Origin of the sequence: Limnohabitans sp. Jir61 (assembly GCF_003063545.1) — a bacterium.
Classification (GTDB): domain Bacteria; phylum Pseudomonadota; class Gammaproteobacteria; order Burkholderiales; family Burkholderiaceae_C; genus Limnohabitans.
Window position 1 is genome coordinate 108,759 of the sequence record NZ_NESD01000001.1, and the last position, 26,974, is coordinate 135,732.

Below are 26,974 nucleotides of genomic sequence, written 5' to 3' on the forward strand. Positions count from 1 at the left end.
ACCATGCCTAGCTACACCCCACCTCTGCGCGATATGCAATTTGTGCTGCACGAAGTGCTGCACGTCACCGATGACTTCAAGCAAATGCCCAAACACGTCGACATCGATGCCGACACCATTGCTGCCGTGTTGGAAGAGGGCGGTAAGTTTGCGTCTGAAGTGATTTTTCCGCTGAACCAAAGTGGCGATGAACAAGGCTGCACGCTTGATCGTGACACGCACGAAGTCAAAACGCCCGATGGATTTAAAGCTGCATATGACCAATACGTGCAAGGCGGCTGGCCCGCCTTGAGCGCTGATCCTGATTTCGGCGGCCAAGGTTTGCCCGTGGTGGTGAACCAGTGTTTTTACGAGATGCTCAACAGTGCCAACCAAGCGTGGACCATGTACCCAGGCCTCACGCACGGCGCGTATGAGGCATTGCACGCGCACGGCACAGACGCACAAAAAGCGCTGTACCTGCCCAAGCTCACCAGCGGCGAATGGACAGGAACCATGTGCTTGACCGAGCCACATTGCGGCACGGACCTCGGCCTCTTGCGCACCAAAGCAGAACCACAAGCCGATGGCACCTACCGCATCACGGGTAACAAAATTTTCATCAGCGCCGGCGAGCACGACATGGTGAGCAACATCGTCCACTTGGTGTTGGCGCGCTTGCCCGATGCGCCTGCAGGAAGCAAAGGCATCAGCTTGTTTGTGGTGCCCAAGTTCCATGTCAATGCCGATGGCAGCGTTGGCGAGCGCAACGGCATTTACTGCGGTGGCTTAGAACACAAGATGGGCATTCACGGCAACGCCACAGCGCAGATGGTGTTGGACGGCGCGGTAGGCACGATGGTGGGTCAGCCCAACAAAGGCTTGGCCGCCATGTTTGTGATGATGAATGCGGCACGCATTGGCGTGGGCATGCAGTCCTTGGGCTTGACCGAGGTGGCTTATCAAAACGCAGTGGCCTATGCCAAAGACCGCATCCAGTCGCGCAGCTTGACGGGCCCCAAAGACCCGAGCAAACCCGCTGACAGCATCTTGGTGCACCCCGATGTTCGCAAGATGCTACTGACTGCTCGCGCCTATGCCGAGGGTGGTCGTGCGCTGGCGTTGCACTGCGCTTTGCTGATTGACCGCGAACTGAACCACCCTGATGAAGCGGTGCGTGCTGAATCCGCGGAACAAGTGGCTTTGCTCACGCCTATCGTCAAAGCCTTCATCACCGACAACGCTTGGACGGCCACCTCATCATGCATGCAAGTGTTTGGTGGTCACGGCTTCATCCGTGAGTGGGGCATGGAGCAATACGTGCGCGATGCACGCATCAACATGATTTACGAAGGCACCAACACCATCCAAAGCTTGGACTTGTTGGGTCGCAAGGTGCTGGGTAATCAAGGCGCATCTCTTAAGAAGTTTGGCAAACACATTGCCGCACTGGTGGCCGAGGCGCAAGACAACGAGGACATGGCTGAGTTCGTCAACCCACTGGCAAAGTTGGGCCAGCAGATGACACAGTTCACAGGTGAGATTGGCTATAAGGCCCTGGAAAACGCAGACGAAGTGGGCGCAGCAGCCGTGGACTACCTGCGTGTGGCGGGCCATTTGGTGTTTGGTTACTTCTGGGCGCGCATGGCGCAAGTGGCCCTGCAAAAGATTGCCGAAGGCAACCGTGACCCGTTCTACCAAGCCAAGCTGCAAACCGCGCGTTTTTACTTTGCCAAGTTGTTCCCAGAAACCGCATCGCTCATGCTCACTGCGCGTGCTGGCTCTGCTGTGCTGATGGAGACAGAGGCCGTGTTTGCCTGAGTGGCATCGTCATTTAATTCGAGTAAATTCAAACCATGACACACACACACTTTTTCAAAACAATCGTGGGCTTGGCCCTGTTAGCCGCAGGCAGCAGCTTTGCGCAAATGACGCCTGTGGGCACTTGGCACTCGATTGACGACAAGACGGGCGAGGCCAAAGCCGAAATTCAAATTGTCGACAAAGACGGCGCGCTCAGCGGCCGTGTGGTCAAGTCTCTGCGCAACGATCCCAATGCCAAGAAAACTTGCGACGACTGCAAAGACGATCGCAAAGGCAAAGACATCATCGGCATGGAAATCATCCGTGGTGTGAAGCCGGACTCCTCTGGCGAAAATCTGTGGGCGAACGGCGGCAAAATTTTGGACCCAGAAAACGGCAAGGAATACACCGTCAAAATGGTTCCCTTAGAAGGTGGCAAAAAGCTGCAAGTGCGCGGCTACATTGGCCCGTTCTACCGTACACAAACCTGGCTGCGTGCCCAGTAACGAGGAAATCTATGTCCGAAATCTTGAGCCATATCGATGCAGGTGTGATGACCCTGACGTTTAACCGCGTCGACAAAAAGAATTCGCTCACTGCGGCCATGTACACCACCTTGGCAGATGCGGTGGAGCAAGCCGAGCATGATGCCAATGTGCGCGTGTTGGTGTTTCAAGGCCACGAAGCGGTGTTTTGCGCAGGCAACGACATTGCCGACTTTTTGAACAACCCACCGTCATCGCAAGACGCACCCGTGTTCCGTTTGTTGCGCAACATCGCCGCGTTTCCAAAACCTGTCTTAGCTGCTGTGGCAGGCCCAGCTGTGGGTATCGGCACCACGCTGTTGTTCCATTGCGACTTGGTTTATGCGGGCGACAACGCCGCGTTTGCCATGCCGTTTGTCAACCTGGGTGTGTGCCCCGAAGCTGCATCGAGCTTGCTAGCACCACAAATGATGGGCTACCACCGCGCCGCTGAGGCGTTGCTCTTGGGCGAGCCTTTCATGGCTGAAGCCGCTTTGGAAATTGGTTTGGTCAACCGCGTATTGCCGCCCACCGAGGTGAACAGCTATGTGCAAGTGCAAGCCCGCAAGCTAGCTGCCAAACCTTTGTCCTCGTTGCTGGAAACCAAACGATTGATGAAAGCGGGACACGCCGCACTGGTGCAAAAACAAATGAACGAAGAAGCGGCTTCGTTTGGCCGCATGCTCACAGAGCCTGCTGCCAAAGAAGCATTTGGCGCGTTCATGGAAAAACGCAAGCCTGATTTCTCAAAGCTCTGACAGGCCCTCGGCATGATGCAAACAACAGCCAGCCAAGTCGTGTTTGAAGCGGATTACCTTGAGGGTTTTCGTGACATCTACGAAGAGAAAATCGTGTTCAACAAAACGCTGGGTTTGAAGCTGGTGAGCGTGACACCCGACGAAGTCGTGGCTCGTATCGATATGCGCCCAGAGCTTGTGGGGCACTACGCCTACAACCGCATTCATGGCGGCGTGATCAGCGCGGTGCTCGATGCAATAGGCAGCGCGGCTGTGATGGCGTGTTTGGCTGCCAAGCACATGAAAGAACCACCTGCAGAGCGTCTAGAGCGCTTTGCCAAGCTGGGCACGATTGATTTGCGGGTGGATTATTTGCGCCCCGGAATTGGCGAGTACTTCACCATTCATGCCCATGCTTTGCGTGTTGGTACGCGTGTGGGTACTTCGCGTATGGAGTTTCGCGGGCCGGATGGCACGCTGATGTCCACAGGCACGGGGGCCTACATCGTGTCTTGATGTCTAGTCTTTGGGGATGACGCGGGGCTTGCCCGTTTCATCGATGGCCACGTAGGTCAGCGTGGCTTCGGTCACCTTCATGTACTCACCCTGCGAACTGAAACGTTCGGCAAACACTTCCACTTTAACGCTGATGGAGGTGTTGCCAATGCGTTGCACGCGCGAGAAAAAACTCAAGATGTCGCCCACCTTGACTGGGTGTTTGAAAATGAATTCATTCACGGCCACGGTGGCCATGCGGCCTTTCACGTAACGCGCCGGCAGTACAGCACCTGCCAAGTCGACCTGTGCCATGACCCAGCCACCAAAGATGTCGCCGTTTTGGTTGCAGTCGGCGGGCATGGGGATGACCTTCAATACCAGCTCTTGGTCAGTAGGCAAGGGGACGGCGTGAGGGTTTTGAGTGATAGACATAGGCACAATCGAAGAATTACTTTTTGGCATTGTGCAACATGCGTCATCACGCCCATTCTTCTGCGCCCACACCTGCTGGGCAGCCACCCAAGCAGCGCCCCGATAGCGAAACGCTCAAACGTCTCTTTCCGTACCTGTGGCAGTACAAGTGGCGCGTGGTTGCGGCCTTGAGCTTCATGGTGGGGGCCAAGCTGGCCAACGTGAGCGTTCCCTTGCTGCTCAAAGAGTTGATCGATGCCATGTCGTTCAAGCCGAATGACCCGATGGCCGTCATCGTCGTGCCCGTGTCGTTGCTGGTGGTGTACGGCGTATTGCGTTTGTCGGTGTCGGCCTTCACCGAGCTGCGTGAGTTGGTATTTGCCAAAGCCACGCAAGGTGCAGCACGCCAGATCGCGCTTGAAACATTCCAGCACTTACATGGTCTGAGCTTGCGTTTTCACCTAGAACGTCAAACGGGTGGCATGACGCGCGACATCGAGCGCGGCGTGCGCGGCATTGAGTCGCTCATTTCGTATTCGCTCTACAGCGTCGTACCCACGTTGATTGAAGTGGCTTTGGTGCTCAGCATCTTGGCGGTGAAGTTTGATGTGTGGTTTGCGGGCATCACGCTTGCTGCGCTGGCGCTTTACATCGTGTTCACCATCAGTGTGACCGAGTGGCGCACTCAGTACCGTCGCCAAGCGAACGAGTTTGATTCAGCGGCTCACACCAAAGCGGTGGACTCGTTGCTCAACTACGAAACGGTGAAGTACTTCAACAACGAAGCCTTTGAAGCCGCGCGCTATGACAAAAGCCTAGAGGCCTTGCGGCTTGCACGTCTGAAAGCGCAAACCTCGTTGTCGTTGCTCAACACGGGCCAGCAGCTCATTATTGCGGTGGCTTTGGTGGGCATGTTGTGGCGTGCGACACAAGGCGTGGTCGACGGTCGTATGACTTTGGGCGACTTGGTGATGATCAACGCCTTCATGATTCAGCTCTACATCCCATTGAACTTCTTGGGCGTGCTGTACCGCGAGATCAAACAAAGCCTGACCGACTTGGACCGCATGTTCTCCTTGCTTGAGAAAGAGCGCGAAGTGGCCGATGCGCCCAACGCGCCTACCTTGCAGCTGAGTGGTTCACCCACGGTGAAGTTTGAGTCTGTGGTGTTTGCGTATGAAGCCACGCGGCCCATCTTGCATGGCATCAGCTTTGAAATTCCTGCGGGTAAAACGGTAGCGGTGGTTGGGCCTTCAGGTTCGGGCAAGTCCACCCTAGCGCGTTTACTGTTTCGTTTTTACGACGTGGGCAGTGGTGCGATCACCATCGACGGCCAAGATATTCGCCAAGTCACGCAAGGCAGTGTGCGCCGCGCCATGGGCATCGTGCCGCAAGACACCGTGTTGTTCAACGACACCGTGCGCTACAACATTGCGTATGGCCGCACGGATGCGACTAAGGCCGAGGTGGAACAAGCCGCAAAGGCCGCGCACATTCACGACTTCATCTCAGCCACGCCCAAGGGCTACGACACGATGGTGGGTGAGCGTGGTTTGAAATTGTCTGGCGGTGAGAAGCAACGTGTGGCGATTGCCCGAACCTTGCTGAAGAACCCGCCGATTGTGATTTTTGATGAGGCCACTTCCGCTTTGGATAGTGCCAATGAGCGGGCGATTCAAGCCGAGTTGCAAAGTGCGGCGCAGAACAAAACGACGTTGGTGATTGCGCACCGCTTGTCTACCGTGGTGGAGGCGCATGAGATTTTGGTGCTCGATGCGGGACGCATCGTGGAGCGTGGCAATCACGCGGCGCTTTTGAACATGAATGGACGCTATGCGCAGATGTGGGCTTTGCAGCAATCATCTGAGAACTGATTTATCCGATTGATTGGATGAGTCAAGGTCGTCCTGTACCTCGCTTGGTCTTTAAGCCCCTTTTACACAGCCTTTACCTATGGGCGGCACAATAGGTGCACTCCCTCTCAGAATTCAATGGGCTGCTTGTTCAGCAGTCTATTTCGGTGTTTGCAAAAGGTCTCTTCATGTTCCCCACGCGTTTTCACAACCTCGCAATTTGTACGCTGGCTCTGGCCAGTCTTGTGGCCTGCGGCCCTTCCTCAGACGGCAAGCCGCCAGCAGGTGCTGGAGGCCCGCCACCCGCCGAGGTCAATGTGATGACGGTGGCTTCTAGCCCGGTCGAATTGACCACTGATTTGTCCGGACGCTTGCAAGCCGTTCGTACCGCACAAGTGCGTGCGCGTGTGGAGGGTGTGGTGGATCGCATCTTGTTCAAAGAAGGGGCTGAGATCAAAGCTGGTGCGCCTTTGTTTCAGATTGACCCTCGTGCGTATCGCGCGAGCGCTGATGCCGCGCGCGCTGATGCGCAGGCCGCCGAGCAATTGCTGCAACGTTATCAAGCCTTGCTGGAGGTTCGCGGTGTGAGCCAACAAGAGTACGAGGGCGCCGTGACCCGCGCCAAACAAGCCAAAGCCATGTTGGCCAAAGCCAGCATCGACTACGAAAACGCCATGATCACTTCGCCCATCAATGGCCGTGTAGGCCACGCCTTGGTGACCGAGGGCACGTTGGTGGGACGAGGCGATGCCACACCTTTGGTCAATGTTGATCAGATGGACCCGATCTATGTGAACTTCAGCCAAAGCGAAAACGAGTTGTTTAGCTTGCGTCAAGAGATCAAACAAGGCAAGGTCAAAGCAGGCGATAACCTCAAGGTTCAACTGCTTTTGTCGGATGGGTCTGTCTATGGCCAAACAGGCAAGCTGTTGGTGTCAGAGCAAACCGTGGATGTCAACACGGGCAATGTGTTCTTGCGTGCTGAGTTTGCCAACCCACAGCGCGAGCTTTTGCCCGGTAGCTTTGTGCGTGTGCGTATTTCGCAAGCGCGCATGGAGCAAGCCATCACAGTGCCGCAGCGAGCGGTGCAGATGAATTCCAACGGCGCCTATGTGTTGTCAGTCACGCCCGAAAACAAAGTTGCGCCTGTGCCGATTCAGATCGGACCCATGAGCGGCGACAAATGGGTGGTGACGGGTGGTTTGGCCGAGGGGACGCGTATCGTGGTGGACGGCATACAAAAAGCCAAACCTGGCGCAACCGTTAAGCCAGTGGACCCTGCCAACCCAGCTGCACCGGCTGCTTCGCAATAAGGGCGACACGTTATGTTCGCCAAATTTTTCATTGACCGCCCTGTTTTTGCATGGGTCATCGCCATTGTTTTGGTGTTGGCTGGTGCCTTGTCGTTGCGCAAGATGCCAGTGTCGCAATACCCGCAAGTGGCGCAGCCTTCAATTGCCTTCAACATCACCTACCCCGGCGCATCTGCTGAGGTGGTCGAGCAAACCGTTACCGCGCTGATTGAGCAAGAGATGAACGGGATTGAGCATTTGCTCTACATGGAGTCCTCGTCTGAGCTGGGCGTGGGTACTTTGACTCTCACGTTCGAGGCGGGTACCAACGTTGACATTGCCTCAGTGGAAGCACAAAACCGCTACAAGCGCGTCGAGGCACGTTTGCCAGATGATGTCCGTCGTCTCGGTGTGCCTGTAACCAAACCACAGCGCAACTATTTGCTGTTTGTGGTGTTGACCTCGCCCGATAAAAGCAAAGATGCGGTGGCTTTGGGTAGCTACGCGGCAGCTAACGTGTTGGATCAAATCCGTCGCGTGCGCGGTGTGGGCGAGGCTATTTTGTTTGGTACCGAATACTCCATGCGTATTTGGCTCAAACCCGAAAAACTGCACGCCTATGGTATTGCGCCAAGTGATGTGGCTGCAGCGGTGCGTGCGCAAAACGTACAACTGGCTACCGGTGAAATGGGGCAAAACCCAGCGCCTGCAGGTCAGCAACTCAACGCGGTGGTGGTCGTGCGCAGCCGACTGAATCGACCCGAGGAGTTTGGCGAAATTTTGGTGAAGACTCAGACTGATGGTTCTGCTGTTCGGCTCAAAGATGTGGCGCGCATTGAACTCGGTGCACAGAGTTACGACATTTTGGCCCGAACGGATGGCGCATCTTCAGCCGCGATTGCGGTACGCGTGGCGCCTGATGGCAATGCCTTGGAAGTGGCGCAGGCCGTCAAGCAGCGCATGAAAGAGTTGGAGCGCTACTTCCCTCAAGGCGTGGGTTGGGACGTACCTTATGACACCTCACGTTTTGTAGAAATCTCCATCTCCGAAGTGGTGCACACCTTGTTCGAAGCCATGGTGTTGGTGTTCCTGGTCATGTGGTTGTTTTTGGGAAATTTGCGCGCGACGCTTATTCCAGCGGTGGTGGTGCCCGTGGCTTTGCTGGGCACCTTCACTGGCTTGTTCTTGTTGGGCTATTCCGTCAACGTTCTCACCTTGTTTGCGATGGTGTTGGCCATCGGTATCGTGGTGGACGATGCGATTGTTGTGGTTGAAAACGTCGAACGTCTCATGAGCCAAGAAGGCCTGTCGCCGCGTGACGCCACACGCAAAGCAATGGACCAAATCATTGCGGCCATCATCGGCATCACCTTGGTGTTGTGCGCGGTGTTTGTACCCATGGCATTTTTTGGTGGGTCGGTGGGCGTGATTTATCGCCAGTTCTCTGTCACTTTGGTATTGACCATGTTGTTGTCTGCGTTGATGGCGATCACGCTCACACCCGCCATGTGCGCCACTTTGTTGCAGCCGATTGAAAAAGGTCATGCGCCAACAGAGACGGGCTTGCTCGGTTGGTTTAACCGTTATTTCACACGCATCAGCGGACGTTATGCCGAGCGCGTGGAAAAAATCATCAAGCGCCCCACGCGCTGGCTGGCTGTGTTTGTGGCGATTTGTATCGCGACAGCTTGGCTTTTTGCACGTTTGCCAGGCAGCTTTTTACCCGATGAAGACCAAGGCTATTTCATCAGCATGGTGCAGCTGCCACCGGGCGCTTCAACGGAGCGCACCCGTGACGTGGTGAGCAATGCAGAGCAGTACTTTTTGAAACAGCCCGAGGTCGAGCATGTAATTGGTGTGTTGGGCTACTCGTTCTTTGGCCGTGGACAAAATGCTGCATTGGTGTTTGTGAAGCTCAAAGACTGGGATGTGCGCAAAACAGCAGAGCACTCTGCGCAGGCCGTGATTCAACGCGCCAACATGTATTTGTTCTCACTCAAGCAAGCGTTTGCTTTAGCTGTGAACGTGCCCCCTATTCCTGAGTTGGGGGCTGTAGGGGGTTTTGACTTCCGTCTGCAAGACCGCGCTGGCGTGGGACGAGAGCGCTTGATGGATGCACGCAACATGATGTTGGGCATGGCGGCGAGCCATCCGGCATTGGCGGGCGTGCGTCCAGAAGGGCAAGAGCCTGCACCACAAATTTTGCTAGACATTGATCGTGCTAAGGCGCGTGCGTTGTCTGTCGATTTAGGTAGCTTGAACGACACTTTGCAATCGACTCTGGGCGTGTCTTATGTGAACGACTTTGTGCGTGATGGCCGCATCTTGCGTGTGCAAATGCAAGCCGAGGGTGATTTGCGTAGCAACCCACAAACCATTTTGCGCCTGCCTGTGCGCAACACCCGAGGCGAGATGGTGAGTTTGGGGGAGTTTGCGAAGACCCGTTGGGTCGTAGGCTTGCCAAGGGTGGACCGTTACAACGGTTTGCCTTCGACCAAGCTTTCAGGTTCGCCAGCGCCTGGTCGCAGTTCAGGCGAGGCCATGGCGGCGATGGAAGAGTTGGCTGCCAAATTGCCGCCTGGCTTGGGCTATGAATGGTCTTCGACATCTTTAGAGGAGCGTTTGTCTGGCAACCAAGCGCCTGCACTTTTTGCTGTGTCGGTGGTGGTGGTGTTCTTGGCGTTGGCTGCTTTGTATGAAAGCTGGTCGATTCCATTTGCGGTGATGTTGGTGGTTCCTCTTGGTGTGTTTGGCGCAGTGCTGGCTGTGCTGTTGCGTGGCTTGCCCAACGATGTGTTTTTCAAGGTGGGCATGATCGCCATCATCGGCTTGGCTTCTAAGAACGCGATCTTGATCATCGAGTTTGCACGCGATTTGAATGACCGAGGGCACAGTGTGCTAGACGCCACGCTCGAGGCTTGTCGCATGCGGTTTCGCCCGATTTTGATGACGTCGATTGCGTTCATCTTGGGTGTGATGCCCTTGGCTATTTCTAGCGGTGCGGGCGCAAAGAGTCGCCAAGCAATTGGCACGGGCGTGGCTGGCGGTATGTTGGGTGCCACGGTTTTGGCTGTGTTTTTGGTACCGGTATTTTTTGTGGTGGTGCGGCGTTATTTCCCGGGCAAGCCTAAGCACCTTGATGCAGAGCAAGGAGCCCACCATGACTGATCGCATTCGTTTTTCAGTGCTGACGTTGGTTGCTGCTGCCGCATTGAGTGCGTGCAGTTTGGCACCAACCTACAAGCGTCCAGACGCGGGCTTGGAGAAGAGCTGGACTGTGGCAGCTGGTGCATCTGATACGTCACAGCTGCAAGATATTCCTTGGGAGACGCTTTACACCGATGAGCATTTGCGTGGTCTTATTCGAATTGCACTAGAGCGCAACCACGATTTGCGCATCGCAATAGGACGCATGGAAGAAGTGCGAGCTATGTGGGGCGTGCAACAAGCTGATCAGTTGCCTAGTGCCACGATGTCGTTGGGGCGTACGGGGTCATTGACACCTGCAGGGGTGGGTAACGTCAGTCCAACGCCTATTCGCATCAACCGCTATGACGCCAATGTGAACCTGGTTTCGTTTGAGGTGGATTTTTGGGGCCGTGTGGCGGATTTGACGCAAGCTGCCAAATCCAACTACCAAGCTAGCGCCGAAGACCAACGCGTGGTTCGTTTGGGCTTGATCAGTGATGTGGCCAATGGTTATTACTTGGTCCAAGACTTAGATTTGCGAAGCCAGTGGACTCGCCAAATAGCACAGGGACGTCAGCAGTTGTTTGATTTGACGCTTCGTAAACAAGAGTTAGGAGCGGCGAGTGATGTGGATGTCGCCGCAGCCCAAACGGCCTTGTCGGCTGCTCAGAGCGATCAACTCACCACGGACCGAGCATTGCAGCAAGCGCGCCATGCGTTGACCTTGCTTGTCGGCGGTCGTTTGCCCGCTGATTTGCCTGCAGCAGTGGCGCTGGATGCGCAAAAGCTGTCGCTGACTTGGGGCGCTAATTTGTCGTCCGATGTATTGCTGCGACGACCCGATGTGCGCGCAGCGGAGCTACGTTTGATGGCTGCAAACGCCAATATCGGCGTGGCGCGCGCGGCGTTCTTACCGCGTTTGCAGCTCACGGGTGCGTCCGGTTCGGCGAGCACGAGCATGAATGGCTTGTTTGACCCTGGCTCGCGAAGCTGGAGCTTTCTTCCAACGTTGCAAATGCCGTTGTTTGATTGGGGGCGAACCACGGGTAACTTAGATATTGCAGAAGCACGCAAAGTGCAATCTGTCGCTGCGTATGAAAAGGCTTTGCAACAAGCGTTTCGCGAAGTAGCTGACTTGCTGGTGGCGCGCGACACTTTGCAGCAGCAGCTGGCATCGCAAACAAGTTGGGTACAGAGTCAGCAACAGCGCTTGCGTGTGATGGAAGTGCGTTACGAGCAAGGTGCTGCGAATCAGTTTGATTTGCTCGATGCGCAACGCGATGTCATGGCCGCCCAGCAGTCGCGTGTGCAGGTGTTGCGTCAGCTGTTGGGGACTACAGCTCAGTTGTACAAAGCATTGGGTGGGGGAGAAGTCTGACCCTTTGACGTTGCAGCGAAGTTTGGGTGGCGCACCCCAACTCGAGTCCCCTAGAAACGAAGAAGCAAACAAAAAAGGGCCTCCCGTCAAAAACGAGAAGCCCTTTAAAACGACTTCTGGTCTCCGCTCACATCGCAAGCGATATGAGCTTCGCCCGAAGACAGACAAATGCGCTTCGCTTGGGTCTTACAGACCCGCAGCCGCTTTCAAAGCGGCTGCTTTGTCAGTCTTCTCCCAAGTGAATTCTGGCTCTTCACGGCCAAAGTGACCGTAAGCTGCTGTCTTGCTGTAGATCGGACGCAGCAAATCGAGCATTTGAATGATGCCTTTGGGGCGCAAGTCAAAGTGCTCAGCCACCAATGCGGACAACTTGTCGTCAGAGATCACGCCAGTACCAGCCGTGTTCACGGTGATGTTCATGGGGCGCGCCACGCCGATGGCGTATGCCACTTGCACTTGACACTGTGTGGCCAAGCCTGCGGCCACGATATTTTTAGCCACGTAGCGTGCAGCGTAAGCAGCAGAGCGGTCTACTTTAGATGGGTCTTTGCCTGAGAAAGCGCCACCGCCGTGAGGGCATGCACCGCCGTAGGTGTCCACAATGATCTTGCGGCCAGTCAAACCGCAATCGCCTTGTGGGCCGCCGATGACGAAACGACCTGTGGGGTTGATCAAATACTTGGTGTCTTGCAACCACTCTTTGGGCAACACGGGCTTGATCAGCTCTTCGATGATGGCTTCGTTAAAGCTGGCCTTCATCTTGGTGGCTGACTCGCTTTGGTCTGGGCTGTGTTGGGTGGACAGCACCACGGTGTCAATGCTGTGAGGCTTGCCGTCGACGTAGCGCATCGTCACTTGGCTCTTGGCGTCAGGACGCAAGAAAGGCAAGCGGCCGTCTTTGCGCAATTGCGCTTGGCGCTCGACCAAACGGTGGGCGTAATAGATGGGAGCGGGCATCAACTCTGGTGTTTCGCTGCAAGCGTAGCCAAACATCAGGCCTTGGTCGCCGGCGCCGATGTTGAGGTGGTCGTCAGACGCGTGGTCCACGCCTTGGGCGATGTCGTTGGATTGCTTGTCGTAGCAAACCATGACAGCGCAACCTTTGTAGTCGATGCCGTAGTCGGTGTTGTCGTAGCCGATGCGCTTGATGGTGTCGCGTGCAACTTGGATGTAATCCACGTGTGCGTTGGTGGTGATCTCGCCAGCCAGCACAACCAAACCTGTGTTGGTCAGGGTTTCGGCGGCAACGCGGCTACGTGGGTCTTGTTCAAAGATCGCGTCCAAAATCGCGTCAGAGATTTGGTCTGCCACTTTGTCTGGGTGGCCTTCTGAAACGGATTCAGAAGTGAAGAGGTAATTGCTAGACATAAAAAAGCTCCTTGTTTTCAATGGGTTGTTCGGCGTTGCCGACCCTGAAAACTTGGAGCCCAGCGAACGCTTTAGCAGAGTGGCCCAGATTGCTCTTAGCCTGCACACCTAAGTGTCTTGTCGCCCTGCAAGTAGTTCTTTAACTCGGCGACAATCTGAATTCTAGTGGATTTATCAAAGTCATCAAAAAGTTCATGTCTTCCATCACCCGCACTTTCCATTTTTTGGCTCGCATGCCTCTGCCTTTGATGCAGCGGTTAGGTGCTGCCTTGGGTTGGCTGGTGTGGTGGTTGTCGCCCAGTTACAGACGTAATTTCAAAGCCAATGTGCAGGCTGCCGGCGTTACTTGGCGTGATGCACGTCCAGCAGTGGCAGCCATTGGCGCGATGGTGGCTGAATTGCCTTGGGTATGGATGCGCCCGCATGAGGCCAAGCTCGATGGCTTGATGAAATGGGATGGCGCTGAACACTTTGAAGCTGCGATGCAAGCCGGCAAGGGCGCGATCATCATGTCTCCCCATTTGGGTTCTTGGGAAATTGGCGCACAAGCCATTGCTGAAAAGTTTGGCCCTAGTTATGGACCCATGGTCGCGTTGTTTCGCCCCGCACGCAAAGCATGGCTTGAGCCATTGGTGGCCAATGCCCGCACTCGTCCTTATTTAGATTCAGCACCTACCTCCTTGGCAGGCGTGCGCACGCTCATTCGCGCTTTGCGCAATGGAGGCTATACAGCCATATTGCCTGACCAAGTGCCACCCTTGGGCCAAGGTGTGTGGGCGCCATTTTTTGGTCGTGATGTGTACACCATGACTTTGTTGGCGAAGCTGGCACAACAAACAGGCGCACAAGTCATCATGACGTGGTGCGAACGCTTACCTGCAGGCCAAGGCTTTTGCATGCACATGCGACCCTTTGAGGCGCCCGAAATGAAAGACACAACGGTGTCTCCAGAGCTGGCTGCTGCTGCGGTGAACCGTGGTGTGGAGCGCATGGTGTTGGATGCCCCAGGTCAATACCTGTGGGGTTACGCGCGTGACAAGCAGCCGCGTGCAGAGGGCTAAGTAATGTTTAGCAAGTTGGGTTTGCTACTGCTGCGTGCTTTGGGTTATTTGCCTTTGTCATGGTTGCGTGCGCTGGGTGCTGGTTTGGGCGCATTGTTGTTTGTGTTGATTCCTTCTCGCCGCCGTGTGGTGCAAACCAATTTGCGCGTGTGCTTCCCGCATTTGAACGATGCCGAGCGTGATGCACTGATGCGACAAACTTTTGTGCATTTCGCCCAAGCATGGCTTGACCGCAGCTGGTTGTGGCATCGCAGTGCCGCTTGCGTTCAGTCGCGCGTGCAACTGTCGGGGGCAGTGGCGGCGTTATCTGACGCAACGCCGACCGTGTTGTTTGCGCCGCATTTCATGGGCTTGGATGTGGGCTGGACAGCGCTCACCATGAACCTGCCTTTGTACTTCACCACCATCTTCACGCCCCAGTCCAATGCTGTTGTGGATGCATGGGTGGCCAAGGGGCGTCAACGTTTTGGCCATGTGCGCTTGTTTCGCCGCGAGGATGGCGTCAAGCCCATCGTGGCCGCTCTACGTCAAAACGAATTGCTGTACTTGTTGCCCGACATGAACTTTGGGCCGAGCGAGTCTATTTTTGTGCCGTTTTATGGCGAGCCGGCAGCTACTGTGCCTTCGCTCTCGCGCTTTGCCAAGCTGGGCCGTGCACGTGTGGTTCCCGTCATCACACGCATGACAGAGACGGGCTACGAAGTGGTGGTGCATCCCGCGTGGGCAGATTTCCCCACGGACGATGCCGAGGCTGACACGGCGACCATGAACCAGCGCTTAGAGGTGTTCATCAGCACCATGCCCGCTCAATATTTTTGGGTGCACAAGCGTTTCAAGACACGCCCACCGGGCGCAGCAGAGGTTTACTAACTCGGCTGATTGAAACGCCTCACCAAATAAGGTCAAGCGTCCCGTTCAATTAAGGGTGCATCCACTTGTACAAGGTGGCAGCCACCTCATCCACGCCTTGTTTTTTCAGTGCCGAGAACAATCGCACTTCACCGCCGCCAGCTTGCAGCTTGGTGATTTGCAGCGCCTTAGCGCCATCGGTTTTGTTCAGCTTGTCAGCCTTGGTGAGCAAGACCAAAAACTTCAAACCTTCTTCCACGCGTGGGCGAATCACATCCAACAAAATTTCGTCGAGTTCTGTCAGGCCATGACGGGGGTCACACATCAGCACCACGGCGCGCAGGTTGGGGCGGGTGAGCAAGTAGTTTGCCATCACTTGTTGCCAGCGAATCTTGTCTTGCTTAGGCACAGCGGCGTAGCCGTAGCCTGGCAAGTCTGCCAGAACAGCGTCTGTCTTGCCTTGGCGGCCCATTGCAAACAAGTTGATGTGTTGCGTGCGGCCTGGTGTTTTGGATGCATAGGCCAAGCGCTTTTGTTGCGTCAGCACGTTGATACAGGTCGATTTACCGGCGTTCGAGCGACCCACAAACGCAATTTCGGGCAAATCGTAGGTGGGCAGGTGGTGCAACTGGGCCGCAGTGGTTAAAAACCGCGCGGTGTGCAGCCATCCCATGGCATATTTGGCTTGGTCGGCGGGACTTAACAGTTCGAAAGCGGCTTTGGCAGCAGCACGATCGGCTTCTCGTTGGGCCTCAAATTCAGCGTTCAAGACCGCAATTTCGGGCACCTCAGGGTTGTCAATAGGGGCTTGGGTGTCATGTGGGTCAGGCTGGTTCATACGGCATTGTAGAATCACCGCAGTTTTTCGACGTCTTTGAGACCCCTTAACCAAAGAATACTTATGAAGCTGATTGCCTCCTTGTTGATCGCCGCCGCCTTGGTGGCCCCCGCCCTTTCTCACGCTGCTGAGCCAGCAGCGCCTGCTGCCAAGGCCGATTTGGCCAAAGGTGAAGCCACCTACAACACCATTTGCGCTGCTTGCCACGGTGCAGAGGGCAATTCTGGTGTTCCTGCTTACCCTAAGCTGGCGCAACAACACCCAGACTACTTGGTCAAGCAATTGCAAGAGTTCAAATCTGGCAAGCGTACCAACCCCATCATGATGGGCATGGCTGCAGGTTTGTCTGATGCCGATATGAAGAACGTGGCCGCATGGTTGGGCACCAAAACATCGGCTGCTAACTTCGCCAAAGAAAAAGACTTGGTGGTGTTGGGCGAGCGCATCTACCGCGGTGGCGTGGCCGACCGCCAAATCGCTGCTTGCGCCGGTTGCCACAACCCCACAGGTGCTGGCATTCCAGCCCAATACCCACGCTTGGCCGGCCAACACGCCGACTACACCATGGCTCAGTTGACATCATTCCGTGAACACGGCAACCGTGGCGCAGGCCAACCTAGCGTGGGCCGCGGTAACAGCGCTCAAATGAGCGGTGTGGCTGCAAAGCTCAACGACCGTGAAATCAAAGCCGTGGCGGACTACGTCGCTGGTTTGCGTTAATTCATCGCTTCACGCGCCCCTGAAAAGCTGGCCTTGTGCCAGCTTTTTTGTTTTCTGCGTGAAGGTCATTGCGTGCTTGGCGTGTGGTCATGTTGACTTTGCCTCACAATACGAAAACTTTTTAATACAAAGGAAGTTCTTGTGCGCTTCGATCAATTTTTAAACAGCTCGGACTCAGGTTTTGTTCATCCGCTGAGCAGCGAAATCACGCCGCAAACTGTGTATACCGAGCGACGCGAGTGGCTCAAGCAAATAGCTGCAGGTGCGGCAGGCCTGTCGATGGCTGCGTGGGCTTCACGTGAAGCCTTTGCACAAACACCTAGCGAAGTCGTGGTGCGCCCTGGCAAGTTGGCCCCGTTGACAGGCGCAGTGAGCCGTGTCAGTGGTGCCAACACGATGGAAAAAATCACCACCTACGCTGACGCGAGCAGCTACAACAACTTCTACGAATTCGGCACGGATAAATCAGACCCTGCCAAATACGCTCACACGCTGCAAACCAAACCGTGGACGGTCGAGGTGGAGGGGCTTGTTAAGAAGCCTGCACGTTTTGACTTAGACGACCTGCTCAAACTTAGCCCTATGGAAGAGCGTATTTATCGTTTGCGTTGCGTGGAAGGCTGGTCGATGGTGGTGCCGTGGGTGGGTTATTCGTTGGCTGAACTCATCAAGCGCGTGGAGCCTTTGGGCAGCGCCAAGTATGTGGAGTTCATCACCCAAGCCGATCCCAAAACCATGCCCGGTGTGCGCTCGCGCGTGCTCGATTGGCCCTACGTCGAAGGCCTGCGCATGGACGAGGCCATGCACCCCCTCACGCTGCTGAGCTTTGGTATGTACGGCGAAGTGCTTCCCAATCAAAACGGCGCACCTGTGCGCTTGGTAGTGCCATGGAAATACGGCTTCAAAAGCGCCAAGAGCTTGGTGAAGATCCGCTTTGTGGAGAAGCAACCCATCAACTCATGGGGCCGCTCAGCCCCGCAAGAGTACGGTTTTTATTCCAACGTGAACCCGAACGTCAGCCACCCGCGCTGGAGCCAAGCCACCGAGCGTCGCATTGGCGAAGACGGCTTGTTTGCCAAGAAGCGAAAGACTCTCATGTTCAACGGCTACGAAGCCCAAGTGGGTCAGCTCTACACAGGCATGGACCTGAGTAAGTTTTATTGAGGTGCCATCCGTATTGCGCCAAGCCCTGAAACACCGCAGCGCTAAGTCTGTGCTGTGGCTCTTGTGCAGCTTGCCCTTTGCTTGGTTGGTGTGGGGTGCTGCGAACGACGCTTTAGGGGCAAATCCCGCTGAGTATTTGATTCGCGCCACGGGGGACTGGACGTTGCGCCTGTTGTGCGTCACCTTGGCTGTCACTCCGTTGCGTGTGATGTTTGGCTTGCCCGAACTCGCCAAGCTGCGGCGCATGCTGGGCTTGTTCACCTACTTTTATGTCGTGTTGCATTTACTTTGCTACAGCTGGCTCGACATGGGCTTTGAGTGGGGCGATATTGCGGCTGATATCGCTAAGCGCCCATTCATCTTGGTGGGCTTTAGTGCGTTTGTGCTGCTCACACCTTTGGCGTTGACTTCATTCAACCGCTCCATTCGTTGGCTAGGTGCCAAACGTTGGCAGTGGTTGCATCGGCTTGTGTATGTGGTTGCGCTGCTAGCGGTGTTGCACTTTTTTTGGATGCGGGCGGGGAAGAGCAACTTTGCTGAGGTGTTTGTTTATGCCTCGGTTTTGCTTGTGTTGCTCGCTTGGCGTGTTGTTCACTCTTCTTTGTGGCGCCGTTTGTTTAGCTCGGGTGGCTTCACTCGCTGATGTGGCTACGGGTGTGCGGCCGCTTCTTCATGCTGGAGTACCAGAAATCGTCAGGGGCCGCACACCCGTAGCCACATCGGGGTGTTGGTTGTGAATCGATTCAGGCCGAATTTGTTTGCATTTAAGTGCAATGACTCATGTTGAATTTAGCTTGCGCCGTTCATAAAGCTAACGAGTGCCGTCAAAGAAGTTGATCCACCGTGTAGATAAGCCCGAAGCCACGGCGAGCTGTCAGTGCCTGACTTGGCGACATTCGTCGCGCAGCGATGGGAGCCATGGCAGGTGCTGGCTGATCGTCGTGGCGGAGCGAAAGAGCCCACACGAACACACGAACACACGAACACACGAACACACGAACACACGAACGTACAAACAGTCGCAAAAGAAAAAGCGAGCCCAAGAGCTCGCTTTGAAAGTGGGGAGATAAAAGACTCAGCGAACCAACGACTCGCAAGCTATCTGATCCGCCACCGTCTCACGACGACGAATCACATGCGCCTGAGTGCCGTCGACCAAAATCTCAGCCGCGCGGCCACGTGTGTTGTAGTTGCTAGACATCGCCACGCAATAAGCACCGGTGGACAGCACAGCCAACAAGTCACCCGACTGCACGGTGAGTTGACGGTCACGGCCCAACCAGTCGCCGCTCTCGCACACAGGGCCCACCACGTCATACGTCACTGCATCACCTGAGCGTGCAGACACAGGTACGATTTGGTGAAAGGCTTCGTACATCGCAGGGCGAGGCAGGTCGTTCATCGCCGCATCGACGATGCAAAAGTTCTTTTGCTCGCCAGGCTTCAAGTACAGTACTTCGGTCAAACACACGCCTGCATTGCCTACAAGTGAACGACCAGGCTCAATCATCAGCTGGCGTTGGCCGTAGCCGCGTGCATCCAGCTTGGCCAGCAGTTGCGCCCACAGCTCGTCTGCAGCAGGCGGCGTGTCACCGTTGTAGTTGATGCCCAAGCCGCCGCCAAAGTCGATGTGGTGAATGGCAATGCCTGCGGCTTCGATGGCTTGCACGAGGTCCAACACGCGATCCATCGCATCGAGGTAGGGCGTGGACTCGGTGATTTGCGAACCGATGTGGCAGTCAATACCTGTGACTTGAAGTCCGGGCAAGCTGGCGGCGCGTTGGTAGGTGGCCAAGGCGCGTTCGTGCGCCACGCCAAATTTGTTACCTTTGAGTCCGGTGGAGATGTAGGGGTGCGTTTTAGCGTCTACGTTGGGGTTGACGCGAATGCTGATGGGTGCACGTTTGCCCATGCTTTGTGCCACGTCGCTCAACACTTCCAGCTCGGCTTCGCTCTCCACGTTGAAGCAGGCGATGCCCACTTCCAACGCCTTGCGCATTTCGGCGCGTGTTTTGCCCACGCCGGAGAAGATGACTTTTGAAACATCGCCACCCGCCGCGATCACACGGTCTAGCTCGCCGCCCGACACGATGTCAAAGCCGCAACCTGCTTGCGCAAACACTTGCAATACAGCGAGTGATGAGTTGGCCTTCATGGCATAGCAAATGCGTGCGTTGCGGCCTGCAAAGCCGCGTTGGTAGGCCGCAAGTGCGCTTAGCATGGCGGCTTTGGAATACACAAACAAGGGTGTGCCGTGAGCGTGTGCGAGGTCGGCCAGTTTGACGCCTTCCAAATACAAATCGTTGTTCTGTGTGGCCACAAAGGGCGCACCGGCAAGCGTGGTGTGTGTCATCAGACGGCTCTTGAAAAGTTAACGACCCGTCGCGGCGGGCGCAGCGGTGGCAGGGGATGTTGTGGTGGACTGAGTCGCAGGCGAGGCTGTCGTACCAGATGTGGGGGACGATGCTGCGCCGGTCGCTGGCGTCGGTGCATTGCCAGGCAACTGGCGACGCACAATATCGGGTAAGGTGGCCCGCTGTTTGAATTCAGGGTCGTTGGGCATGTACAGATTGCCTTTTTGACCGCATGCTGTCAATGCAAGCAAAACGTATAGCGCAGAGGCCACACACGCACGAAGGCTGGCGCCCCTGACTAAAATCTTTTGTTGAATACCCATGGCGTAAATTGTAATGACCGATCTCGAATTCTTAGACCGCGCGGAACTTCTTCTCAAAGCTGTTGAGTTGGCCTGCGACCGCATCAATGATGAAGGCGAAGCCGATATCGACAACCAGCGCGTTGGCGGGATGATCACACTCACCTTTGAGAATAAAAGCCAAATCATCATCAATCTGCAAAAGCCCTTGCACGAGGTGTGGTTAGCGGCTCGCTCGGGGGGGTATCACTTCAAGTTTGATGGCGCGCAGTGGGCCGACACAAAAGGCCAGGGTGAATTTTTTGAGCACTTAAGCAAAGACGCCAGCACTCAAACTGGGCTGGCGCTTGTCTTTCACGCGTAATTTCAAAATGTCACTAAGAAACAAGGGCGCTATCAGCGCCCTTGTTGTTAGTTTTTGAATAAATCGAGAATCTTTTTCTTCTCGTCGTTGGCTGGCAGTTGTTCATTGCCGCCGGCAGGCTTGCTTTCCATTCCTAGGCTGCTCACGCCGCCACCTTTGCTGAACTCGCTATAAACCCAGTCGCCGCTTTCATGGTTCAGGCCTGCGGGCGGTGTGGGCTCTGCAATTGGGACGTTTTGCAAAGCGTGTTGCATGTAGCTGATCCACACCGGCAAGCTCAAACCGCCGCCAGTTTCACGGTCACCCAGTTTGCGAGGCGTGTCGTAGCCGATCCAAGTAACAGCTGTGAGCGTGGGGTGGTAGCCCGCAAACCAAGCGTCCATCGAGTCGTTGGTGGTACCTGTTTTGCCGTAAATGTCTGAGCGCTTGAGCGTGGCTTGTGCGCGAGCCGCCGTGCCTGAGCGTGTGACTTCTTGCAGCAAGCTGGTCATCACAAAGGCGTTGCGAGCATCAATGGCGCGGGCAGACTCTTCCAATGGAGGAGGGGTGAATTCAGACAACACCTTGCCCATTTGGTCGGTCACCTTGCTGACGAGAAAGGGGTTCACGCGGTAGCCGCCGTTGGCAAACACCGAATAGCCCGACGCCATCTGCATCGGCGTCACTGAGCCCGCACCGAGTGCCATTGTCAGGTAGGGCGGGTGCTTTTCGGCGTCAAAACCAAACTGGGCAATCCAATCTTGTGCGTTTTGCGCACCCACGGCTTGCAACACACGAATCGAAATCATGTTTTTCGATTTGGCCAAACCTTTGCGTAAAGTCATGGGGCCTTCAAATGTGCCATCGTAGTTTTTGGGTTCCCACGGTTGGCCACCCGTCACGCTGGCGTCAAAAAACAAGGGTGCGTCGTTGACCACCGTCATGGGTGTGAAGCCTTTTTCCAAGGCGGCGGAATAGATGAAAGGCTTGAAGCTCGAGCCTGGCTGACGCCAAGCTTGGGTCACATGGTTGAACTTGTTTTTGTTGAAGTCAAAGCCACCCACCAGTGCGTGAATTGCGCCGTCGCGTGGGTCGATGGACACAAACGCGCCTTCCACTTCAGGCAGTTGTGTAATTTCCCAGCCGCCTTTGGCGGTTTGGGTGATGCGCACCAACGCTCCGGGGCGCAGCTTGATGTTGGGTGCAGCTTTGTCAGATAAACCCGACTGCACAGGCTGCAATCCATCGCCCGTGATTTCTAGCACTTCGCTGTTTTGGCGCATCACGCGCACTTTTTTGGGCGTAGCTTCAAGCACCACAGCTGCAAGCAGGTCACCTTTGTCGCCTTGCTCAATCAAGGCGTCGTCAATCGCGTCTTCGAGTTCGGCAGGCTTGGTAGGCAAGTTGATGAAGCGCTCAGGGCCACGGTAGTGTTGGCGACGCTCGTAGTCCATGATCCCGCGGCGCAAAGCAAAGTAAGCCGCTTGCTGGTCGCTGGCGCGAATGGTGGTGTAAACGTTCAAACCGCGTGTGTAGATCTCTGGGCCGTATTGCGCAAACATCAGCTGACGCGCCATTTCAGCCACGTAGTCGGCGTGAGTGTTGAGGCTGCTCGTTGCAGTGCGGATCTTCAACTCTTCTTGTTTGGCAGCAACGGCTTGTTCTTTGGTGATGAAGCCGTTTTCTTCCATGCGCTCAATGATGTAGAGCTGGCGTGCGCGTGCACGCTTGGGGTTGGCAATTGGGTTATAGGCCGATGGTGCTTTAGGCAGGCCTGCCAGCATGGCGGCTTCGGCGATGCTGATGTTCTTCAGTGGCTTGCCAAAGTAGGCTTCGGATGCAGCAGCAAAACCGTATGCGCGGTTGCCTAAATAAATTTGGTTCAGATAGATTTCAAAAATCTGATCTTTGCTCAGCATGTGCTCGAGCTTGCTGGTCAGCAAAATTTCATAAATTTTGCGTGTGAAGGTTTTTTCGGACGACAGGTAAACGTTACGCGCCACCTGCATCGTGATGGTCGACGCGCCTTGGCTCTTGGCGCGGCCCAAGTTGGCCAAGCCTGCGCGCATCAAACCGATGTAGTCCACGCCACCGTGTTGGTAAAAGCGAGCATCCTCAATCGCCAGTACCGCGTCTTTCATCACCTTGGGGATGTCTTTGAACGGTGTGAGATTGCGTTTTTCTTCACCAAACTCGCCAATTTGCGTGCCTTCTACGGAATATACGCGCATCGACAGCTTGGGTCGGTAGTCAGCCAAGTCAGAGACATCTGGCAGTTGCGGGTAAGCCATGGCCAGCGCAACGGCTACCAGCAGGCCTACTGCCAGCGCCAATGCAGCGCCAATGCCAAAGGTCCATAGCAAGACGTGACCCAATAAAGAGCGGGGCGCAGCAGGTGCGGCTGTGTGTTCTTTCGAACCTTCGGGGGTGTGGTTTGTCGCCATATGTGTAGAAGATTATAAAAACACGCTCACATCACAAAAGTCTCGAGTCAAACACCTCCGCAGCTGCTTGTCAACGCGTTGAAATGCAATGCATGCCAACCCTTTTCAAAAGGATGTGTTTCATGCGTTGGACTTCATGGTTGCCTAAGCCACGAAATCGTCGCCTGTGTGCGGTGGGGCTGGATATTGGCCCTGACTCAACCAGCTTGGTTGTGCTCAGTGGTTTCTTAAGTCAACCAGATAGCGTTTGCTGTGCCGAACGTCTTGAACTACCAGATGGGCTGGTGTCCCATGGCGAGGTGATGCAGTCCGTCTTGTTAGGGCGTTGGTTGCGGAATTATTTAGAGGCAAGCGACTATCAGCCGGATGGCGCGTACCTTGGTCTGGACGATGCTTGTGTGTCAAATCACCTAGTCACGATTGCTGCAGGTTTATCCCCCGAAGATGTGGCGTTTCAGTTGCAGGCAGAAGTGCAATCTTTGTTGCCTGAATATGCACCTGAGGTGTGGATTGATTACCGCTTAGATGCAGAACCCGCACAGGAGGGCGAACAACGGTATGTGGTGCAAGCTGCGCCGCGCTTGCGCGTAGAGGCTTTACAACGTGTTGCCCATTTCGCTGGTTTGAAAGCCGTGGTGGTTGAGCCTCGATGCGATGCAGCTCATCGCACCGAAGTCAGTGATACTTTGTCAACGTTGCCTCAAGCCAGCGCGGCTTTGGCGCTGCAATGCGATGAAGCCTTTGGCTTGGCCTTGCGTGCTTGGCAAGATGATGGCGTTAACTTGTTGCCACATCGTGATCACGCTTATGACGTGCTACGCCGCGCTTGGCTGTTAGGTGTGACTGTATGCGCGATAGGTGGTGCATTTTTGGCGGCAGGGTTTGCCATGGTCATGGCGTCAGCGGCTGACAGTCGGCAACCGCAGGCGTTGGATGTGAGTGCTTCGAGTCGAGCTTTGGATGAGGCACAAAAAGCACATGCGCAAGTCAAAGTCGTCCATGAGCGCAAGGCAGAGCAAGCCCGTTGGCTCAAAGTTCGTCAAGACTTGCAATCGCAAAGCTTGCAGTGGAGCCGTGTACTCAGCCACGCCGCGCAAGGCGTGTGGGTGGCCAGCGTCAAACAACAAGGCACGCGTTGGACCGTGCAAGGCGAAGCGCTGTCGTCGAACCACGCCCAGCAGTTGGTCAAGCAACTCAAAGCGTTAGATATTTGGGCCCAAGCGCCAGAGCTACCTCAGTTGCAAGTGATGCCCTCGGTGTCCAGCACGGGCTTGCCCATTTGGCAATTTCGCATCGAAGCAGATTTGAAAGTGGGGGTGTGATGAAGCGGGTGAACTTCTTAATGCCTCAATTGGACTTGCATCGTCCTTGGCTTTGGCCTCGCACTTACCAATATGCTTTGTTTGTGATGTCCGGCTTAATGGGTGCAGCCTTGCTCAGCCCTTGGTGGCTCGGCAGTTGGCAAGCATGGGATGAAGCCAACGCAGCCAAATCCAAGTTGATGACACAACAAGAATCGACCCAAGCGTTGCGAGCAAAAACTGCGCAATTGCTGCAAGACCAACCCCAGCCGCAAACATCGTTTGCCGATGTGTCTGTGCTGAATCAATTGGCGCAAGAGCAGGGTCTAAAGTTTTCTCAAGTTGGTTTAGATAAGCCGCAACACAGCCCGGCGATGACTGCGCTGCAAGTGCAGCAATTGCCCGTGCATTTGAAAGTGCAAGGCTCATGGAATGGTTGGATCAACTGGCTAGCGCAATGGTCTACCGCCGCACCTGGTGTGACGGTAGCCTCACTGGAACTCAAAGCGGATCCACAAGGGGGTATTTCAGCACACGTGGTAGCCGCTGCGCCGCAATCCACAGCAATCGAAACAGAGTTTGAACTGTCGAGTGTGAATATAGATACGGCATCACCATCAGATCCATTCAGCGCGATCGATTGGGCTAGAGCGCAACGCGCCCATGTGCAGCAGCACCCTAGTTACGCTCGCTTGGTGGCACCCGAGTTGTTGCGTCCGCGCGACTTGCTCGAAACCTTTCCACGCGAGCGCTTGCAATACGTGGGACAAATCGCATCACGAGGAGAGGTAGAGGCTTTGGTCAAAGTTATGCCGCCTCACGGCGTAAATAAAGAGGCCCAGATTATGAGTGTGCACCGTGTTCGCGTGGGCAGTCACTTAGGGCATGACTTTGGCAAAGTGCAAGCAGTTCAGGCCGATCACTTAGTGGTGCAAGAGCTGGCATTGATGCCCACTGGCGAATGGCAAACCCGTGAGGTGCGTTTGCCCTTGCATGAGGCAGCACCATGAATGGCAAGCTTTTGATGCAGCAATTCATCGTCATCATGAATTACGTGATGTGCCCTGCCTACATTTGTGTGCTTTGCTTATTCGGTCCTCCGGTGTATGGCCAAGAAATCAAGCCTGTTTATATCGGTGCGCCTATGTCGATGAACTTTCAAAACATCGAGGTGCGCACCGCCTTGCAAATCGTGGCCGATTTCACGGGGCTCAACATCATCACGTCCGACAGCGTGACGGGTTCGCTCACCCTCAAACTGCACAAAGTGCCGTGGGACCAAGTGCTCGACATCATGGCGCAAGCCAAGGGCTTGAGCGTGCGCCGACAAGGCAATGTCATTTGGGTGGCCCCGCGTGCCGAGGTGGCTGCACGAGAAAAGCTCGAATATGAAAGCAAGCTCGCCGCGCAAAACCTAGAGCCCATGCAAACGCATGGCTTTGCACTGAACTACGCCAAGGCGGTGGATGTGCTGACGCAAATTCAAGGTGGCACGGTGTTGCCTGCTATGCCTGCTATGCCTGCGATGGGCGGCTACGGCGGATATGGCGCAGGCTATGGTGGGTTGGGTAGTGCTGGCCTGGGCTACTCGTCAGCCTCAAGTACCGCGCCTTTCAGCTTGTCGTCGATGGGCGGCGGTTCGCGCATTCTCAGCACACGCGGCAGCGCCATGGCCGAGTCGCGCACCAACCAACTCTTCGTCACCGACATTGCCGAGCGCCTCGACCAAGTGGCGCAAATGATTGCCAAGATCGACATTCCCCTGCGTCAAGTGATGATTGAAGCACGCATCGTGCAAGCGAGCGACACCTTTGGTCAGACCCTCGGTGTGCGCTTGGGCGGCATGGGGCAGGGTGGTGCGCAAACGGTGTGGGGCCCGACCAATGCCAACGCGATTGCTAATGCCAACCCCACCGCGCAGCAAGGTACCAGTTTCAACATTGCCGACAAGGCGCTCGACACCTCGGGTAGCTTTGTCAATTTGCCCGCCGCCAGCCTGAACGGTTTTGCATCGGCCAGCTTTGCTGTGTCCATCTTCAACTCAGCCAAGAACCGTTTTTTGAATCTTGAGCTGTCGGCGTTAGAGGCTGACGGCAAAGGCAAGGTTGTATCGAGCCCTCGCGTAGTCACCGCAGACCAAGCTAAAGCGATTATTGAGCAGGGCACAGAGTTGCCCTACCAAGTAGCAGCCGCCAGCGGCGCATCCACCTTGGCGTTTCGCAAGGCCAACCTCAAGCTAGAGGTCACGCCGCAAATCACGCCCGAGGGCGGCATCGTGCTCGACCTTGATATTTCCAAGGACAACGTGGGCCAAATCACCCCCGCGGGTTTTGCCATCGACACCAAGCACGTCAAGACCCAAGTGCTCGTGGAAAACGGTGGCACGGTCATGATTGGCGGCATTTACGAGACCAGCGAGCAAGAGGACGAGTACAAAGTGCCGTTCTTCGGTGACATCCCTGTGCTGGGCTATTTGTTTAAAAACCGCCGCACCGCCCAAGCCAAGCAAGAGTTGCTGGTCTTCATAACGCCTAAAATGCTCGATCACAGTGCCGTTGCACGTTAA

General features: G+C 55.5%; 23 protein-coding genes. 17 read left to right on the top strand and 6 right to left on the bottom strand.

The genetic code is table 11. The features are described from left to right. Positions 1–3: 3 nt before the first annotated feature. The 4 genes from B9Z35_RS00475 to B9Z35_RS00490 are packed head-to-tail and all read left to right on the top strand — an operon-like array spanning position 4 to position 3,559. Positions 4–1,800: an acyl-CoA dehydrogenase C-terminal domain-containing protein gene (locus B9Z35_RS00475; RefSeq protein ID WP_108281723.1), complete on the top strand. Its 1,797-nt coding sequence runs from the start codon at positions 4–6 to the stop codon at positions 1,798–1,800. Positions 1,801–1,835: 35 nt separating this feature from the next. Continuing rightward, a complete protein-coding gene (locus B9Z35_RS00480) occupies positions 1,836–2,288 on the top strand; it encodes a DUF2147 domain-containing protein (protein WP_108281724.1) in 453 nt (150 codons plus the stop codon). Between the two features lie 11 nt (positions 2,289–2,299). Next, positions 2,300–3,064, top strand: coding sequence for an enoyl-CoA hydratase (locus B9Z35_RS00485; RefSeq protein WP_108281725.1), 765 nt, complete (start codon positions 2,300–2,302; stop codon positions 3,062–3,064). A 12-nt stretch (positions 3,065–3,076) separates the two neighbouring features. Next, complete coding sequence (locus tag B9Z35_RS00490) at positions 3,077–3,559, top strand: thioesterase family protein (RefSeq protein WP_108281726.1); 483 nt, start codon at positions 3,077–3,079, stop codon at positions 3,557–3,559. A gap of 3 nt (positions 3,560–3,562) precedes the next feature. Here the strand turns inward: B9Z35_RS00490 and B9Z35_RS00495 are convergent, their stop codons facing one another. Next, the gene (locus tag B9Z35_RS00495) at positions 3,563–3,973 is read right to left on the bottom strand and encodes an acyl-CoA thioesterase (RefSeq protein WP_108281727.1); all 411 of its coding nucleotides are present in this window, start codon (positions 3,971–3,973) and stop codon (positions 3,563–3,565) included. A gap of 38 nt (positions 3,974–4,011) precedes the next feature. Between B9Z35_RS00495 and B9Z35_RS00500 the strand changes: the two genes are divergently transcribed. The 4 genes from B9Z35_RS00500 (at position 4,012) to B9Z35_RS00515 (ending at position 11,664) form a co-directional block, all read left to right on the top strand. Further along, complete coding sequence (locus tag B9Z35_RS00500; protein WP_108281728.1) at positions 4,012–5,826, top strand: ABC transporter ATP-binding protein/permease; 1,815 nt, start codon at positions 4,012–4,014, stop codon at positions 5,824–5,826. 167 nt (positions 5,827–5,993) lie between these two features. Further along, a complete protein-coding gene (locus B9Z35_RS00505) occupies positions 5,994–7,118 on the top strand; it encodes an efflux RND transporter periplasmic adaptor subunit (RefSeq protein ID WP_108282749.1) in 1,125 nt (374 codons plus the stop codon). A gap of 12 nt (positions 7,119–7,130) precedes the next feature. Next, the gene (locus B9Z35_RS00510) at positions 7,131–10,265 is read left to right on the top strand and encodes an efflux RND transporter permease subunit (RefSeq protein ID WP_108281729.1); all 3,135 of its coding nucleotides are present in this window, start codon (positions 7,131–7,133) and stop codon (positions 10,263–10,265) included. Beyond that, positions 10,258–11,664: an efflux transporter outer membrane subunit gene (locus B9Z35_RS00515; protein ID WP_158268098.1), complete on the top strand. Its 1,407-nt coding sequence runs from the start codon at positions 10,258–10,260 to the stop codon at positions 11,662–11,664. Before B9Z35_RS00510 ends, B9Z35_RS00515 begins: the two co-directional genes overlap by 8 nt. Positions 11,665–11,850: 186 nt before the next feature. On the opposite strand, the gene metK is transcribed toward B9Z35_RS00515, so the two are convergent. After that, a complete protein-coding gene (gene metK, locus B9Z35_RS00520; protein ID WP_108281731.1) occupies positions 11,851–13,032 on the bottom strand; it encodes a methionine adenosyltransferase in 1,182 nt (393 codons plus the stop codon). Between the two features lie 194 nt (positions 13,033–13,226). Between metK and B9Z35_RS00525 the strand changes: the two genes are divergently transcribed. Next, complete coding sequence (locus tag B9Z35_RS00525; RefSeq protein WP_108281732.1) at positions 13,227–14,093, top strand: lysophospholipid acyltransferase family protein; 867 nt, start codon at positions 13,227–13,229, stop codon at positions 14,091–14,093. A 3-nt stretch (positions 14,094–14,096) separates the two neighbouring features. Continuing rightward, positions 14,097–14,963, top strand: coding sequence for a lysophospholipid acyltransferase family protein (locus tag B9Z35_RS00530; RefSeq protein ID WP_108281733.1), 867 nt, complete (start codon positions 14,097–14,099; stop codon positions 14,961–14,963). 49 nt (positions 14,964–15,012) lie between these two features. Here the strand turns inward: B9Z35_RS00530 and yihA are convergent, their stop codons facing one another. After that, on the bottom strand, positions 15,013–15,615 hold the full coding sequence (gene yihA, locus B9Z35_RS00535) for a ribosome biogenesis GTP-binding protein YihA/YsxC (protein ID WP_108282750.1): 603 nt from the start codon (positions 15,613–15,615) through the stop codon (positions 15,013–15,015). Positions 15,616–15,843: 228 nt separating this feature from the next. Here yihA and B9Z35_RS00540 point away from each other — a divergent pair, with 228 nt between their 5' ends. From B9Z35_RS00540 to B9Z35_RS00550, 3 genes are all read left to right on the top strand, one after another. Next, a complete protein-coding gene (locus tag B9Z35_RS00540) occupies positions 15,844–16,500 on the top strand; it encodes a cytochrome c (RefSeq protein ID WP_108281734.1) in 657 nt (218 codons plus the stop codon). Between the two features lie 141 nt (positions 16,501–16,641). After that, positions 16,642–17,664: a protein-methionine-sulfoxide reductase catalytic subunit MsrP gene (msrP, locus tag B9Z35_RS00545; protein ID WP_108281735.1), complete on the top strand. Its 1,023-nt coding sequence runs from the start codon at positions 16,642–16,644 to the stop codon at positions 17,662–17,664. Positions 17,665–17,677: 13 nt separating this feature from the next. Continuing rightward, complete coding sequence (locus B9Z35_RS00550; protein WP_108281736.1) at positions 17,678–18,307, top strand: sulfite oxidase heme-binding subunit YedZ; 630 nt, start codon at positions 17,678–17,680, stop codon at positions 18,305–18,307. 432 nt (positions 18,308–18,739) lie between these two features. Here B9Z35_RS00550 and lysA read toward each other — a convergent pair whose 3' ends face one another. Next, on the bottom strand, positions 18,740–20,017 hold the full coding sequence (gene lysA / locus B9Z35_RS00555; protein ID WP_108281737.1) for a diaminopimelate decarboxylase: 1,278 nt from the start codon (positions 20,015–20,017) through the stop codon (positions 18,740–18,742). 18 nt (positions 20,018–20,035) lie between these two features. Next, positions 20,036–20,425, bottom strand: a complete 390-nt coding sequence (locus tag B9Z35_RS13130; protein WP_370444101.1) for a lipoprotein — start codon at positions 20,423–20,425, stop codon at positions 20,036–20,038. Here B9Z35_RS13130 and cyaY point away from each other — a divergent pair. Beyond that, complete coding sequence (cyaY, locus tag B9Z35_RS00565; RefSeq protein ID WP_108281738.1) at positions 20,355–20,684, top strand: iron donor protein CyaY; 330 nt, start codon at positions 20,355–20,357, stop codon at positions 20,682–20,684. The genes B9Z35_RS13130 and cyaY overlap by 71 nt on opposite strands. A 47-nt stretch (positions 20,685–20,731) precedes the next feature. Here cyaY and B9Z35_RS00570 read toward each other — a convergent pair whose 3' ends face one another. Then, complete coding sequence (locus tag B9Z35_RS00570; RefSeq protein ID WP_108281739.1) at positions 20,732–23,107, bottom strand: penicillin-binding protein 1A; 2,376 nt, start codon at positions 23,105–23,107, stop codon at positions 20,732–20,734. Between the two features lie 122 nt (positions 23,108–23,229). Between B9Z35_RS00570 and pilM the strand changes: the two genes are divergently transcribed. From pilM to B9Z35_RS00585, 3 genes are read left to right on the top strand one after another with little or no spacing between them, the layout of a single operon-like run. Beyond that, entirely contained in the window at positions 23,230–24,429 is a 1,200-nt protein-coding gene (gene pilM, locus B9Z35_RS00575) for a pilus assembly protein PilM (protein ID WP_158268099.1), read from the top strand. Then, entirely contained in the window at positions 24,429–25,418 is a 990-nt protein-coding gene (locus B9Z35_RS00580) for a pilus assembly protein PilP (RefSeq protein WP_108281741.1), read from the top strand. The genes pilM and B9Z35_RS00580 overlap by 1 nt, the downstream gene beginning before the upstream one ends. Beyond that, on the top strand, positions 25,415–26,974 hold the full coding sequence (locus B9Z35_RS00585; protein WP_108281742.1) for a type IV pilus secretin PilQ: 1,560 nt from the start codon (positions 25,415–25,417) through the stop codon (positions 26,972–26,974). The genes B9Z35_RS00580 and B9Z35_RS00585 overlap by 4 nt, the downstream gene beginning before the upstream one ends.